Raw genomic sequence first — 14471 nt, 5'->3', positions numbered from 1 at the left:
AAGCGGTAGGAGGTGGGGCAATGGATCGTCGCGGCTTCCTTGCAGTGAGCGGAATCGCGCTGACGGCATACGTGCACAACTGGAGTGTGGCTGAGGCGGAACCACTCGTTCGGCTGCAGAAGGGCAGCAGGGTCTCCAACGAGCTGCTGCTGTCTCTCCAAAAAACGACAAACCATCTTCGGGGAATGGACGCGAGTTCTGGCAGCGGTACCGTCGCGAAGCTCGGGGACGATCACCTGAGGCTTCTTCGAGACATCGCCAAGCACGGTACGTACGACGAGGCTGCGGGCCGAAGGCTTGCCGGGATCATTGCGGATACAGCGACGCAAACAGGATGGTTCACTTTCGACTCTGGGGAGCCTGACGAAGCCCAGTCCTACTTCCTGGCGGCCCTCCGTGCTGCCGGCGCGTCAGGTGATCCGCGATTGGGCGCTGGCGCGCTGTCGTACATGGCGATTCGCGGATATTCCACAGGGCACCCGCGAGACGCCGTCACTGCTGCACGGGCGGCCCTCGACAAGGTCAAGACGCTGAATGCCCCGGCCTTGGAAGCGATGCTGCTCACCCGGCAGGCCCGTGGGCACGCCATGCTCGGCGAGCAGCAGGCGGCCCTCAAGGCGTTGGGACAGGCGACGGAACTATGCACACGGGGGCGATCTGAGCACGACCCGCACTGGCTGTATTGGATCAATGACGGGGAGATCCAAGGGCAAGCTGGCAGCTGTCACCTCGCCCTCGGTAACCCACAGCAGGCGATCAGCAGTCTCGCCCAAGCCAGAAGGGCGCTCAATCCGGCCGATGTTCGGACCCGAGCATTGTTCCTCTCCCGCGCAGCCACTGCCCAATTCCGAGAAGGCGACATAGAAGCCGGGTGTGCCACGGCCAACGAAGCCATGGACCTCGCCGAGCATCTGCAGTCTGCTCGGCTGAACGAGCACGTCTATTCCATGGCCGGCGAGCTCAGAACGGCCTGCAACACCCCGTACGCTCGGGAGCTGATTGAGCGGTCTGTTCTCGTCACAGGTAAGGCGGTACCGCGGTGACCGAGACCCCGTCGGCACTCGTGCTCTGGGACATCGACAGGACCCTGCTCTACGTCGGTAATATTGACCGGCAGGTATACCGCGAAGCCTTCTTCGAAGTGGTTGGACGCCCAGCTGAGCGACTCCCCGCCCGTGGCACGGGGGTGACAATGCCCCTCGCGATCCGCAGCCTGCTTAGGGAGAACGGCGTGCCAGCCAGCGAGGTGCCGAATCTATTGCCGCGCATAGCGGAATTGCTGCCAAGACGCCTTGCCGATCACATGGCAGACCTCCGAAGCGAGGGCGTACTTATGCCAGGTGCTGTCGCCGCCCTGAGGGCAATGCGTGCCCACATCGGCTTGGTCCCCACGGTGCTCACGGGCAACCTCAAGCCGAACGCGATCTTGAAGCTCGAAGCCTTCGAGCTTGACCAGTTCGTGGATGTCGAGATCGGGGGGTACGCCTCTGACAACGACAACCGGCCGGCGCTCGTTGCCATTTCCCAGAACCGCGCTCAGGCTAAGCACGGCACCACGTTCGACCGGTCCAATACCGTGATCATCGGCGACTCCCTCGAAGATGTCCGTACGGGGCTTCAAGGCGGAGCAGCTGTCATCGCCGTTGCGTCCGGCACGACTCCCGCAGCGGCGCTCCAGCGGGCAGGAGCCGACGTTGTGCTCGATGGGTTGACCGACATCCAGCGGCTAATGAACGCACTTTCGGAGCTATTTTCTCCGAGCGAACGACTCTAACGGGATTCGGAGTGCCAGCCCCGGCGACGTATTCCAGCAGGCCCGATGCGGATCGCAGTCCCCCTGTGCTGGTAATGGCCGTTCAGAACCTCCGCGCGATGGCGGGCTGCGCCTCTTCGGTGGCGACGAGTACCGGAGCAAGCCCCGCTAGGTCCGGTATCGATCGGGGCAAATGGTACCGCCATAGATCTGCCCGATGCATCCTGGTAGCGAGGCAAGGCCAGCACATACGCTGTATAGCCTGATCCAGTCTTCTCGTGCTCAAGGAACGCATCATGAAACCAAACCTGACTACTGAGCACGTTACCTACACGGATGGCTGTCACCGGTCCGTGATCGGCGTGCACCTGGTGCTGCAGCGCGCGGGGCAGGTGCTTCTCGGGCTACGGTCAGGAACGGGTTGGCGGGACGGCCACTTTCACGTGCCTGCCGGCCACCTGGAAGCCGGCGAGACAGTCACGGCTGGCGCAGTCCGCGAGGCTGCGGAGGAGCTCGGCCTGGTTTTGCGAGAGGAGGACCTCGAACTCGTGCACACGGTGCACCACTGGACGGCCGAAGACGAACCTCGCCTCCAGCTATTCTTCCATGTACGTTCCTGGGACGGCGAGCCGGTCAATGCCGAACCGGACAAGTGTGCGTACCTTGCGTGGTTTCCCATGAATGCATTGCCCGAACCGATGGTGGATTTCACGGCCGTAGCTCTAAACGAGTTCCCCCAGGGGCGTGCCTTTTCGTGCGTCGGCTGGCCGAAGGGCTCTATGCAGCGTGAAGAAATTGCTAGCGATCAGTCGAGCACCTGAAGACTGCGGGGCGGTCTCCGGTCTCTTGCTGCAGAACCGGAGACCGCCCATCAGCAGCTACTCCGCGAACACGAGCTTCTGTTCCGCAAGGATGTCGCGCCCGAGCACGGCGAGGTACACCTCGTCCACACTGCCGTAGGACGCATGAGAGACGTCGAGCCCCAGTGTCTCGGCGGCCCGGCGTACGGAGCCTTCGTCAGGGCCTTCCACCTCAAGGAACGTCGGCAGGTCCGGCCACGTGTCGATATCAAACGTTACGCCGGCGAGCGTCCACTCTTCGCGGTAGTTTTCCTGGTAACGCAAGGCGGTGAAGCCCATTGCTTCCAGTAGGGTCTTCGTGGCATCGAATGAGCCGACCTCAACCTCGCTTTCGAGCGTAGTGTCGATTGCTGAGAGTTCCGATGTAGTCTGCTTGTAGGTGAGGAAGGTCTTATCGCCCTGCTGCCGCAAACGCAGCCAGCCGCCGCGGGCCTCAATGTCGTCATTCTTGAAAACGATGCGACGCATAAGCGTACGCGGCATGGAGCACGTGGCGGAACGCGCAACCAATTGATTAGCGATCTTGGTCGCGTCGACGTTGAGGAACCGTGCTTCGAATTCAGTCTGCATCGCAGCCCTTCTGCTGGTTAGTCGCGATGAGCAAGCCCATGCGGTGGGTGTGCTCGTGAAGTTGCTCGACATGCGGTGCTTCAAGGAAGGGAGGCGTGTACGTTTCCCATTCGATCGCCCAGTCAGGAAAGAAGCGCCGCATTTCTCCTTCCTCTGGGTAGTGCTCGCACGCCAGGTGCCATGGTTCGACGGGCATCATGTACTCGGCAGCGAAGACGCCTCCGCGCGGCCGGCACGAGCGCTTCATCGCGGCGATGAAGTCGCCGAGCGGGCGGCGATGATTGATGCTGTAGTGCCACGAACAGCTTGTCCAGACTGCATCTGTGGCGTCCAACTCGTCTGGCAGATCGAGGATATCGGCCTCGACGATCTCAACTCGGCCCGATAGATCCTCGTCGGCCAGCCGTTTGCGCAGCCCGGGCATCGATGCCTCGGTGCGGCCGGGTAGGACGACAGGTCCTCCATCGAGAGCGCTCTTGTTGCGTTCCACGGCCAGCACGCGAACCCCCAGTCTGGCCAGAGGCAGGACGAACTTGCCGTCCGACGCACCGACGACACACACCGACTGCATACCCCGGTTCACCACGAGGTCGAGAAAGATCGGGAAGAATGTGCGGGTCTCCTGCCAGAGGCTGGGGGAAGGCGCCACGCTCAACTCGCTTTCGTTGACTCATAGATGACGTCCGGGATGCGCGTCGCGAACTCATCATTAGCCCGCGGTTCGTAGAGGATTTCGTGTCGTGCTTTGTCCCAGCGGAACGCGTTCACGTCACGGCCCACTGCCTTGCAGGAGACGGTCAGACCGCCCCGCGGGTCGGACTCGATACGGTCGAGCCAGCCATCAGCGACGAGGTTGGAACACCTCTCGCCGGCCGACTCTTGGGACAGGTCCGAGTCGTAGAGGATGCTGATCGACAGGCCGGCGTCGCTGATCTGCTGGTGCAGCGTTCTGTAACGGGCCGGGTCACTCACTTCAAGGCTCGGGTTTGCTGCCGCATTCCCGACAAGCCGTAAGGCGTGGAGTTTCAGCTCTGTGACACCGTGATCCTGGAGCAAACGGGCTAGTGGCACCACATCGTTGAGGTTGTGCTCTGTGACGGTCATGGTCGCGCCGGTCGCGATCTCAAGCGTTACCGCGAGATCGATCATCTCCATGGCGCCGTCGAAGCTGCCACGCTTCCGGATGGCATCGTGGCTGGGCTTCAGGCCATCGAGGGAGATCCGCAGCTTGTCGAGCTGCGGAGCGATTGCTTCGAGCGCGCTGTGGTATCCACGGTGGCCGTTGGTGCAGATCTCTACCCGGAGGCCGAGGTGCTTGGCGTGTGAGCACACGTCGTCGATGTACGGATAGAGGAGCGGTTCACCGCCGAGCAATGTCACGGCTTCAAGTTTGTAGACCTCTCGGAAGTGATCGAGAATCCCGCTGGCTTCATCGAGGCTGAACTGCCCTGCATCTTTGAGGAGTTCGCCGTGGAAGCAATGCTTGCAAGAGAAGTTGCAGCGATACAAGAGTTGCAGATAGAGCATTCGGACGCGGCTGATTCCTGCGATCTGGTCGAGCATGGTTCTCAACTCCTTTGACGAAGGCGGTGACCACCAGTTTTCGTTCGCCGACGTTGGACGGGACTGGGCTACGGCCAAGGAAGAAGTTCAGCGGGTCTGGCAGTGGTGAGGGAGCCGTCTTCCGCCTGGAAGACGACTACATGGGCAACGCGCTGATCACGTAGCAGTTCACGGCAGCCTCCGCATGGCGACGTGATGGAGAGGTTGTTGCCGTCGCGCATTACCGCGGTTGCTGCTGCCAGGTTGACCGCACCGGCTGTGAGTGCCATTCCGATGGCGACGGCTTCGGCGCACACCGAGCAGTGACTGCAATTACGTGACCGGACGTGCACGGCGCTGAAGATTCGCCCATCGCGGGCTAGCACTGCGGCGGCCACTGTCACTCGATCTGGATCACTGTGCCGCAGAGTCTGACGGCAGGCGTCCACCATTGCCTGTAATCCGGTTGGAGGTGCTGAGGGGGCGGGGGCAGTCTCCATCTTCAGCGCCCTCCTGAAGGTGAGTTTGCAGGAAGGCCGTGGCTGGGCGGCGCCCAAAGCAGATGCCCGTCTTCACTGAAAACGGGAGGGCGCGGCCACGCGTTGGCGACCCAGTCGCCTAGCGAGTAGGCACCGACGGCGTCAAAGCAGACGAGGTCGCCAGCCTGCAGACGCCCAGGGGTGGTAACCGTGCCGAAACTGTCGCTGCGGTGGCATAGGGGGCCGACGAGCTTCATCATCTCGGCCCCTCCCTTGCCTGCTAGGTCGAAGGCGATGGGGCGTGTCTCATTGCTCCGCCAGCAGTGCAGTCCGTTGGTTCCAAGGTCGACCACAGCGTGCCGGCGGGTGCCGTCTCGGCGTACCGCGATCACCTTCGCGACGGCCACCATCGCCGGTTCCGCGAGATAGCGCCCGGGCTCGAAGATCAGGCGCGTCACGCCGAGGCTTGAGAGCCGAGCAGCATGCTTGTGCACGACCGTGGTGATCCCGACCAGATCTGGTGCCTTCTGCTGACTTCTCGGTGTGGGCAGCCCCAGGACTTTGACCAGGTCGAACAGCGGGCCCGTACGACGCTTCGTCACCCATCCAGATGCGAGCCCGCCCCCGAGGTCCAAAGTGTTAACCGTGACGCCAGCACTGCTGAGACGTCGCAGAAGGTTGCACAATTTGCTGAGCACGACGTCGTACCGTGCTGCAGAGACCAGCTGACTCCCGAAGTGCACATGCAGTGCCTCCAGACGCACCGCCCTGTTGCCGGCGAGTGTCCGGGCTGCCGCGAGGATCGCATCACCGTCGCACGACCAGCCGAACTTGGTGACGCCACGCTTCCAGTGCTCGGATGGGTCACGACCGAGTTCTCCCGAAACGGAAGGAATCGTAACTCTCAGGCCGATCGGGAGTGGCTGCGCCTCCTGGTCCCTCCGGGCGACGATGCCGATCTCGGTATCTGTCTCGAGGTTGACCAGCCGTGGTGCACTGGCAACCTCGTCGACGATGCTCTGCAAAAGTCCGTCTGCACACTTCCCGATCCCGTTTACCACGATTCGATCAGGGGCGTGGCGCCGCCGGGCAGCCGCCCACTCCGCGGGTGAGGTTATTTCTGACCCGACCCGGGCTTCCGCGATTTGGTCGCACAGCGCGGGGAGATAGTTGGTCTTATATGAATAGTAGGTCTCGGTTGGGAACGGCAGGCTGGAAGTGAACTGGCGGAACCGCTGCAGCGCCGAGGAGAGCCGATCCTGTGAAAAAATATAGAATGGCGTTTCTTGTTGTCGGCCAAGGGTGAACGCCTGAGAGTGCAAGGAATCAACCACGTGCTGTCTCCGTCTGTTTGAGGAACCGGGCGATTTCCGTGGCCACTTCGACAGCATCAAGACCGTTTGTGTTGAACGGGGTTAAGCCGAAGGACTCGTACGTTTGACGAGTGATCTCGACGTTGGATTCCTCCAGTCGAGACCAGTAGCTCAGGCCCTGCTCCTGCTCGCGCTGGGTGAGCCTCTTCTGCCGTACAGCTTCGTCCACCGTGAGGAGGATGGTCATGTGCGGTACGAGCGCATGCGCCCAGTCCACTGCGGGTGGTTGAGTAACGCCCAGCGCTGCATGAGTGGCCAGAGTCCGGTAAAAGTAGCTCTCGACGACGACGTCCTGGCCGGCGTTCAAAGCATCGCGGACCTTTTCGGATGCCGAGTAGTTCGTCATCATCCAGAAGTGCAGTCGCGGCATGACGAGCCGCTTTTTATCGAGGCTCACGCGGGTTTTCTCGAAAGCGGGAATGAGTGTGGGGATGAGCGTCGCCCTGAGCGTGTCTGCAAGTATCGGTGCCACGGTGCTCTTACCCACGGCGCTGAGCCCTTCGAGTACGTAGAACCTGGCCTCCGGATCCCGGGACGCGTTTGGTCCTCTCTCTAACCTGGCGCGGCGGCGTGCGATTTGCGGCGAATCCGACAACTCCCGTGCTCCCTTCGGCAGGCAATTCAATGTCTAGTTTGTGGTGTGCGAAGCGTTGCGAAGGCCAGGGAAGGACAGCGCCGTAGTCCGGCATACGCATTGGCGAACACTGCGCCTGGTAGTTGACCGGCCGACGATTCAGCGTGCTCGTCGAGCCGGTATTCGGCAATTGCGCGAGTGATATCACACCAGTGATACGAGGTTGGTCTGTTCGGGTGAGAGCGATGCGGACAGGGGGAGCACCCTGCTCAGAGGGCACGGTGGGTCCGGATTCGCGAGAGTTTTCCCTCGCTTGGTCCGAGGCTCCAGCGGCGACTGCCCGTCCTCAATCGAGGGCGAGCCCTCGATCAGTCCTACCTCCTCGGCAGAAGGACGACGGGGCTGCCGAGGAGCATGGAGCGAACCCCTCGGGGAGGAAGAAGCGAGGCTCACCAAGCGCACGTAGGAGCTGGCGGTCTCCGGAGAAGCGGGTGCGGGCGTGCAGCCAGCGGTGGTTGTCGAGCAGATAGCCCTGCCCGGCCTGAAGGGTGATGCGGTGCTGGCTGTCGACGATGGCTCTGTACAGGTGGGGGAGGTACGGATGGGCGATCGGACTCCACCGGGCCAGGACGTCCTGGCGCAGGCGTATGGAGATCCGTCCGGCGGCGTGCGGGGTGATGACCTGGGTGGCGTGGCCGCCACCGGCCCCGAAGTACGCAGTTCGGGGCTGAGCGAACGTGTCAGCTGCATCTCGGCAGCTGTCTATGAGCCGCGCGTGAACATCCCGACCGTCGGCGAGGAGGACGTCGCCTCCTGTGGGCGCAGGCCGCAGGCACACCAGGAGCATCAGGCGTGGCGGCCTAGGTATGCCGGATCGCTCGGTATGCGCTCGCAGTTCGCCGCTGCCGAGTCCGGCCAAGCCGGCACGCTGGGCGCGGCTACCCGTGTCCCGGATCAGGGTCAGGCCGTCCGGTGCACTGTGCGGGTGCGGTGCTACGGCAAGCAGTCGTGAAGCCAACGCCAGAACCTCCTGCCGCGTGTGTAGCCCGTCGACGGTGGCGAGCCCCGTCTCGCGAAGTCGCGCGGCGATCATGCCGTCGGCCTGTGATGCACCGATGTTCACGTGGTGGTCAGTGAAGAACGTCACGCAGTCCGTTGCGGCATCGCGCATCGAGTACTCCTTCGATCGAAGTCGATGTGCCCAGGGTGAGAAGTTGTGCGGGCGCGGTAAAGCGACTGTTTGTCGACTCGGGCAAATCGCCTACCACGGAACTGGGTTGGGGGCCGCGTGCTACGTTCCGAGGGCCCGGGTTACACACCGCAGGACGAGGACTGTCATGACGTACAAGCCGCCGCTCTGGCCCGTCTCCGTTAAGGGCGTCGCTCTTGACGCGCAGGGCCGTGTGTTGCTGCTGAGGAACGAGCGCGACGAGTGGGAGCTGCCCGGCGGTCGTCTGGAGATCGGCAGCGTGGATGGCGCCGTACCGATGGACACCAGTCCCGAGGCCGCGCTGGAACGGGAGATCCAGGAGGAGACCGGCTGGGAGGTCAAGGCAGGTCCCCTTATCGACGGCGGCGTCTGGATCTACCAGCCCATCCCCGGGCGGAGGGTGCTGATCGTCACCTACGGCTGCACCCTACTGACCCCTGACCGGACGCCGGTCGTCAGCCACGAGCACAAGCAGCTGGAGATGTTCGCCGCCGGCGAGGTGGCTGGCCTGAACATGCCCGACGGATACAAGCAGGCAATCGCCGGCTGGTATGGCCGCAGGAACACGAATCCGGCAGACTTGGACGACTGCGAGCGGATGTAGCCGACATGGCCGGGGGCGAGAACGCGCGACGAGGAGAAGTGAGTGGGTCCCCGGTTCCGAGGTACTCGGCCCGGCACGCCCAGTGGCACTGGGCTACACCACAGGCCCAACTCATCCTCGCCACCGGGGACCTGTCCAGCATCCTGCGGTTCTACCGCCGGGTGCACGGCCTGAACCAGTCGGCGCTTGGTGAACTCCTCGGTTACGACAAGACTTACATCTCCGCCCTCGAACTGGGGAAGCGCGTCCTCGAGGATGTCGGCTCTCGTCGCCGGGTCTGCGACCTCCTACAGTTACCGCCCCATGTCCTCGGGATCACCGATCCCGCCGACACGGACTTTCGCGCAATGCTGCAGTTCGGCGAGTCCACCGTCCGGCTCGCTGAGATCGCCCGGCAGTCCGGCCATGCCGCCGAAGCCGTCTCCGAACTGTGGCCGCTCGCCGCTCGTCTCGAAGCACGCATCGAAGATGGCCACACCGAGCGCGATGTCCTGCACCTGCTCGCGCGAGCCCGCGTGAGTCTCGGTGTTGCCCTGGGCAACGTGCTTCCCGAAGAGCGACTGGCCACGGCGGCCCATTGGACCGGCAAGAGCTTGCAGATCGCCGAGTACTTCCAGGACCGGGGCATGACCTCGTACGTACTGCGCATGCACGGTAACGAGCTGCGCAAGGCCAACCTGCGGGGCGCGGCAGTCCAGCGGCTGTGCCGTGCCGCAGCTACAGCACCCGACCACAACGCACGGGCCGCAGTTCTGCCGCTCCTCGCCAGGGCAGCCGGCGCGCTGGGCAACGGCCCCCTCTTCGACCGGGTGATGCGGGAAACCGAAGAGCTGCTCTCCTGCGTAGATCACACCAGCCTGTTCAATCCCTTCTCCCTCCACGAGATCCGCCTGCGCGGTCTGGTCTCCACCGGACGAACTGACATCGCCATGCGGCTGGTGGAGCACAGTCCGGTACCTACGACGATCGTGGCTCCGCAGTGGCGTGTCATCGAGTCGATCACTGTCGCGCACGTCCAGCTGCTCGCTGACGACCGCAGCGGAGCCGCCGAGTCGCTGGACGTCGCGGCCCAAGAAGCGGTCATGCAACGCCTTCCCCACCAGCTTCAACGCATCATGCGGACTGCAGGGACGCGGCTGCCGGCCGTACATGCCGCTGCCTCTCAGTCTCTGGATCGGATACGCGGCGAGATGGCCGCCTAGCTACTTGCCCCTGAATAGGAGTTCGTCCAGCTGGGAGGCGGTGCAGAGGACGGGCGCTGTTGGCGGGTGCCGACGAGGCTGGCATCGAAGTGGGCTGATTCCCGCCAAATCGGGGTCCTCGGTGTGACGACTATCAGGCGGCCGATCAGGAAGGCCGGCTGTAGGAGTGGAGCCGGTCGACCTGTACGAATCCAGCCCGGTTGTATAGCCGGTTGGCGGCGGTGCGATCCCGGTCGGGGCCCCAGGCTGTGCGTCGTCGTCGACGTACAAGATCACTTGCTCGGCTCCGAGCCTCGCCAGCAGATCCACGAAGGAGCCCAGCAGAGCGAGCCCTGGAGCAGGCTGTCCTCGCCTCCGGGCAGTCGTATCGTCGCAGAGGCGCAGTACTGACCGATCTTGCCGCCATCGGTGCGAAGCGGGGTGACCCTGAACAAGTCGTCGAGTACGGGCGGGAAGCCACCCAGCTGGCCCAAGCCTCATCTGTTCAAGCACTTCGCGGACCCCAAGCCGGGCTACGTCGCCGACTGGTCCGACCTCCCGAAGTGGCAACGGGAGACCGACGCCGACATCTTCGAGGCAATCGAGAAGGCTCACGGCTGATCCTCCGCGAGGTCGGGTGGACCATCACGAGGTTTAAGGCTCCGACGCCTTCGGCGTGCCGGGGCCGCCTGGTTAGGCGTTCTGCAGTATCGCCCTCGTCGTCATCGTTGATGCCGTGAAGCGATCCGACCAGCAGACCCGGAGGATGCTGCTCCCTCACCGCAGCATCCTCTGAGCTCTAGCCAGTCACGGTCGGAAGCCGTCAGTATCTATGGCGCGAGCCGGTTCGGCCCCCGGAATCGACCAATTCCGAGCTTCCGTGACGTCCAGTCATAACATCTAGAGTCAAATTCCATCTGCCAGGCATCGGGTGCCCGCCCTAGGGCCATGCACTCGCCTGTGCGCCATGGCTTCGGGCGCCGCTGTGTTCGCGTCGGGCTCCAACGAATAGAGAGAGGGGCGTTCCCGTGCCCGAGAAGGTCACCAAGGACAAGGTGCTGTGCTACGTCGTGCGCGACGGAAAGCTGCTGGTGTTCCGGCACACCGACTACAGCTACGAGGAAGTCGGCATCCAGGTTCCGGCCGGCAGCATCCGCGAGGGTGAGACGCCCGAGGCGGCGGCTCTGCGCGAGGCTCGCGAGGAGACCGGCCTCAAGGACTTCAAGATCGTGCGGAAGCTCGGCGAGACCGAGTACGACATCAGCCCGTACCGGTTCGAGGTCCAGCGCCGTCACGTCTTCCACCTGGAGCTGACCGAGGCCACCACGGAGCGGTGGGCCAGTCAGGAGGACCACGACGGAGAGCAGGAGCCCACGCAATTCGAGTGCTTCTGGGTCCCACTGGAGGCCGCTCACATTCTCCAGTCCGGCCAGGGCGCCCTGCTGGGTCGTTTGTGCGACTGATCCCAATCCGCTCACGGCCACCCAGGAGGCAGGCGATGCACCGAACAACTGGACTCAGATCGTCCGTCTGTGCCGCGTCCTGGATGCCGAGGAAACCGCCAGCGCCGTATCAGTGATCTTGAAGTTGCGCGGTGACACCTGACAATGGTTCGAGAGTACGGCGAGAGCTTTGAGGCGGTTTGGAACACAGCGCGCCCCCGGGCGCCCGAGAGTCAGGAGCACCACCACAGTGGGCAGGACTGAGTACTACAACGACCCCGCCGCTCCCAAGGCCAATACTCTTATCCCCGCCAGCAACCTGCTCGTCGTCGACGAAAGCAGCGCCATCCTGCTGCAGCGACGCCGCGACACCGGCCAGTGGGCCCTGCCCGGCGGAGCCCAGGACATCGGCGAGACTGCGGCGCAGTGCGCAGTACGCGAATGTCTGGAGGAGACCGGCATCATCGCCGAGATCACCGGCTTCCTCGGCGTCTACACCAACCCCAACCACATCGTCGCCTACACCGATGGCGAGATCCGCCAGCAGTACGAGAACACTTACATCGGCCGGCCGGTCGGCGGCGAGCCCACCATCAACGACGAGGCGGACGGCGTCCGCTTCGTCCATCCCGCGGACCTCGACCAGTACGACATCCACCCCAGCATGCGCCAGCAGATCGGCGACTACCTCGCCGGCAACTATCCGTACCTCGGCTGAGCCGCCAGCGCCGCCTCCACCCGCTCGACGGCCGCAAAGATCTGCGGCGACGCCCGACGGATGAACCACCCCACCACACTGCCAGTCCCATAGCGGCTCAAAATCTCCGCCACCCGCTCGTTGGCAGTAGTCCGATCCCCGTCGGGTGTCGTCGTCATGTCGCACCACACCAGTGCGTCCACCAACCGCTGGTCCTCCAGCAGCGGAAACTCCGTCTCCAGCACCTCCCGCAGGCCGCGCTCCTCCGCTTCGAGCAGCGCGTACGAGTGGTTCGCCACCAGCCGCGTCAGCCGTTCCTCGGCACCATGAGCATCGCGGAGGAACCGAGCGCCGTCGAGAGGGTGGAACCCCGTCTTAGCCAGCCTCGGCGCGTACCCGACGTCATGCAACACAGCTGCCGACGAGAGAAGGCCGGCATCGTCGCCCACGACGCCTGCGAGGTCGAGAGCGCGCTGAGCGACACCCCGTGAGTGCGCCCAGCCTCGGTGCACCGGTCTGTGCGAAGTACCGGTGGGCGGATGGGCATCAGCCCACCGGTCAAGCGGGTCGGCTGTAGGAGTGGAGCCGGTCGACCTGCACGAAGCCAGCTTGGTCGTACATCCGGTTGGCGGCGGTGCGATCCCGGTCGGGGTCCCCAGGCGGTGCGTCGTCGTCGACGTACAAGATCACTTGCTCGGCTCCGAGCCCCGTCAGAAGATCCGCAGAGGAGCCCAGCACAGCGAGCCCCAGCCCCCTGCGGCGCGCTGCGGGTGCAACGGTGATCCACCACAGCACGCCAATCCCCGCCTGTGGCCGGCCGATGATGGCCTCGGCTACCAGTTCCTCGCCGTCGCGGACTTCCAAGCGTTTCCCCAGCGGCTCGTCGCACGGGCTGACGGTGTAGTTGCCAGCGCGCGGCAGTTCCGTCAAGGGGGTGCTCGCCCTCATGTAGCGCCACAGGTCGCGGCCAGTGAACCCAGCCTCCACCAGGACCCGTGCTGTCACTGGGCGGTGCCCGACCGGTAGGCCCTCCATGCCAAGGGTCAGCGCGGATGCCATCTCAAAGGCATAGACCGTACGGGGCCCCAAGGTGTCGAGGACATGCCTGATCATTGCGGCAACGACGTCGATGTTCTCCTGCGCGTGGAGCCATAGCACCATCCCCGCGGCGTCGGAGGGGCGGGTGGCATAGGAGATGACACCAACCAGGTTTCCAGCGCTGTCAACTGCAACGTCGGTGCGCGGAGCGTCCAATTCGCCCCACCAGCCACTGTCCACTGGGGATCGGCCCGCCAGCGCCTCCGCCAGCATCTCCGGCGTGGCCCGCGGCTGCCCGGCGATCCGGTCGGCCTCCACCAACAGCAGCACCGCCTCTTCGTCGCCAGGCGTATAAGAGCGCAACCGTACGGGTGTCGTCTGACCTTGCGCCCTCACTGCCATACACGCCTCCGGCGGAAATGGGGATCTTCGTCCACCAGCCTGCCAACTACCTGACCCCGACTCCAATACCCGATCTTTTCTCGGCGCTGATGCTGCGCTGCTGCGGGCGCTTGCTCTGGTCTTGATCAAGCGCACCAAGCCAGGCAGGGAGCCGTACCGGGTGTCGGTTGGCGGCGGGGTCGAGGATGATGATCCGACCATCGAGGATGCCCTCCACTGAGAGGTGTTCGAGGAACTCGGCGGCAAGCTTGACCGCGCCGAACTCGTCCACCTGATCACCGACGAGCTGGAGTCCGGCATCGGCGTCGAGCACATCTTCGCCGCCCGCCTGGAGTCCATGGACCTGGCGGCCCGGACGGGCACTGAGTTCGCTAAGCCGGAACGAGGCGGCTACGAGGTGGAACGAGTGCTCTTCACCGCCGAGGCCGTGCGCGGATTGAACCTGATGCCGCCGGAGCTGGCCGAGTTCATCGCCACCAATACCGACGCAATCGCCTCCGTCCTTGATATGCCGATCCGCAAGGCGTGAGCGCTGTGAAGCGCATGCCGGACGCCGTCAGCCTCAACGGCCCCGACAACGTCGGCAAGACCACCCAATTGCGGCGCCTGGCCGAGCACTGGAGCGGCTTCCAACCACTGGGTGTGGTTCACGAGCACGACCCCGAACCCTGGGTGCGGGCGGCTTACGCCACATGGTGGTTCGAAACGTCCACCACGCTGGAGCTGACTGAGATGCTGCTGGCCGA

17 protein-coding genes and 1 pseudogene are annotated in these 14471 nt (G+C 64.1%); 9 read left to right on the top strand and 9 right to left on the bottom strand.

All coding sequences use genetic code 11. From position 1 onward, the window contains the following. Positions 1 to 20 precede the first annotated feature (20 nt). The 3 genes from STRNI_RS11090 (at position 21) to STRNI_RS11080 (ending at position 2574) form a co-directional block, all read left to right on the top strand. Entirely contained in the window at positions 21 to 1043 is a 1023-nt protein-coding gene (locus STRNI_RS11090; protein WP_277413396.1) for an NsdA family TPR-like regulatory protein, read from the top strand. Continuing rightward, on the top strand, positions 1040 to 1774 hold the full coding sequence (locus STRNI_RS11085; protein WP_277411123.1) for an HAD family hydrolase: 735 nt from the start codon (positions 1040 to 1042) through the stop codon (positions 1772 to 1774). Before STRNI_RS11090 ends, STRNI_RS11085 begins: the two co-directional genes overlap by 4 nt. Positions 1775 to 2031: 257 nt before the next feature. After that, a complete protein-coding gene (locus STRNI_RS11080) occupies positions 2032 to 2574 on the top strand; it encodes an NUDIX hydrolase (protein ID WP_277411122.1) in 543 nt (180 codons plus the stop codon). A 57-nt stretch (positions 2575 to 2631) separates the two neighbouring features. Here STRNI_RS11080 and STRNI_RS11075 read toward each other — a convergent pair whose 3' ends face one another. From STRNI_RS11075 to STRNI_RS11045, 7 genes are all read right to left on the bottom strand, one after another. Next, positions 2632 to 3183 (bottom strand): class IV adenylate cyclase, encoded by a 552-nt coding sequence (locus STRNI_RS11075; RefSeq protein ID WP_277411121.1) that lies wholly within the window; start codon positions 3181 to 3183, stop codon positions 2632 to 2634. Then, positions 3173 to 3832 (bottom strand): class I SAM-dependent methyltransferase, encoded by a 660-nt coding sequence (locus STRNI_RS11070; protein WP_277411120.1) that lies wholly within the window; start codon positions 3830 to 3832, stop codon positions 3173 to 3175. Before STRNI_RS11070 ends, STRNI_RS11075 begins: the two co-directional genes overlap by 11 nt. A 2-nt stretch (positions 3833 to 3834) precedes the next feature. After that, positions 3835 to 4746, bottom strand: coding sequence for a radical SAM protein (locus STRNI_RS11065; protein WP_277411119.1), 912 nt, complete (start codon positions 4744 to 4746; stop codon positions 3835 to 3837). A 68-nt stretch (positions 4747 to 4814) separates the two neighbouring features. Next, a complete protein-coding gene (locus STRNI_RS11060) occupies positions 4815 to 5177 on the bottom strand; it encodes a cytidine/deoxycytidylate deaminase family protein (RefSeq protein WP_277413230.1) in 363 nt (120 codons plus the stop codon). Positions 5178 to 5227: 50 nt separating this feature from the next. Continuing rightward, entirely contained in the window at positions 5228 to 6538 is a 1311-nt protein-coding gene (locus STRNI_RS11055) for a diaminopimelate decarboxylase family protein (protein ID WP_277411118.1), read from the bottom strand. Continuing rightward, on the bottom strand, positions 6531 to 7172 hold the full coding sequence (locus STRNI_RS11050; protein WP_277411117.1) for a P-loop nucleotide/nucleoside kinase family protein: 642 nt from the start codon (positions 7170 to 7172) through the stop codon (positions 6531 to 6533). Before STRNI_RS11050 ends, STRNI_RS11055 begins: the two co-directional genes overlap by 8 nt. A 325-nt stretch (positions 7173 to 7497) precedes the next feature. After that, a complete protein-coding gene (locus STRNI_RS11045; protein WP_277411116.1) occupies positions 7498 to 8322 on the bottom strand; it encodes a TauD/TfdA family dioxygenase in 825 nt (274 codons plus the stop codon). A gap of 166 nt (positions 8323 to 8488) precedes the next feature. On the opposite strand from STRNI_RS11045, the gene STRNI_RS11040 reads away from it, so the two are divergent. From STRNI_RS11040 to STRNI_RS11015, 5 genes are all read left to right on the top strand, one after another. Then, positions 8489 to 8965: an NUDIX hydrolase gene (locus STRNI_RS11040; protein ID WP_277411115.1), complete on the top strand. Its 477-nt coding sequence runs from the start codon at positions 8489 to 8491 to the stop codon at positions 8963 to 8965. Positions 8966 to 8970: 5 nt separating this feature from the next. Continuing rightward, positions 8971 to 10167 carry a helix-turn-helix domain-containing protein gene (locus STRNI_RS11035; protein WP_277411114.1) on the top strand — a complete coding sequence of 399 codons (1197 nt, stop codon included), beginning with the start codon at positions 8971 to 8973 and terminating at the stop codon, positions 10165 to 10167. Positions 10168 to 10587: 420 nt separating this feature from the next. After that, positions 10588 to 10767 carry a hypothetical protein gene (locus STRNI_RS11025; protein ID WP_277413395.1) on the top strand — a complete coding sequence of 60 codons (180 nt, stop codon included), beginning with the start codon at positions 10588 to 10590 and terminating at the stop codon, positions 10765 to 10767. Between the two features lie 407 nt (positions 10768 to 11174). Next, positions 11175 to 11609, top strand: a complete 435-nt coding sequence (locus STRNI_RS11020; RefSeq protein ID WP_277411113.1) for an NUDIX hydrolase — start codon at positions 11175 to 11177, stop codon at positions 11607 to 11609. Between the two features lie 229 nt (positions 11610 to 11838). Continuing rightward, the gene (locus tag STRNI_RS11015) at positions 11839 to 12306 is read left to right on the top strand and encodes an NUDIX hydrolase (RefSeq protein WP_277411112.1); all 468 of its coding nucleotides are present in this window, start codon (positions 11839 to 11841) and stop codon (positions 12304 to 12306) included. On the opposite strand, the gene STRNI_RS11010 is transcribed toward STRNI_RS11015, so the two are convergent. Together STRNI_RS11010 and STRNI_RS11005 are read right to left on the bottom strand one after the other, a co-directional pair. Next, a complete protein-coding gene (locus STRNI_RS11010) occupies positions 12288 to 12797 on the bottom strand; it encodes an HD domain-containing protein (protein ID WP_277411111.1) in 510 nt (169 codons plus the stop codon). The two genes, STRNI_RS11015 and STRNI_RS11010, sit on opposite strands and share 19 nt — an antisense overlap. Before the next feature lie 46 nt (positions 12798 to 12843). After that, positions 12844 to 13653: a GNAT family N-acetyltransferase gene (locus tag STRNI_RS11005; protein WP_277411110.1), complete on the bottom strand. Its 810-nt coding sequence runs from the start codon at positions 13651 to 13653 to the stop codon at positions 12844 to 12846. Positions 13654 to 13822: 169 nt separating this feature from the next. On the opposite strand from STRNI_RS11005, the pseudogene STRNI_RS11000 reads away from it, so the two are divergent. Continuing rightward, positions 13823 to 14254 (top strand): annotated as a pseudogene (locus STRNI_RS11000) (NUDIX domain-containing protein). Positions 14255 to 14471: the final 217 nt, after the last annotated feature.

Origin of the sequence: Streptomyces nigrescens (assembly GCF_027626975.1) — a bacterium.
Lineage (GTDB): Bacteria > Actinomycetota > Actinomycetes > Streptomycetales > Streptomycetaceae > Streptomyces > Streptomyces nigrescens.
Note: the sequence above shows the minus strand (reverse complement) of the source record. Positions and strands in the feature narration are given on the sequence as shown.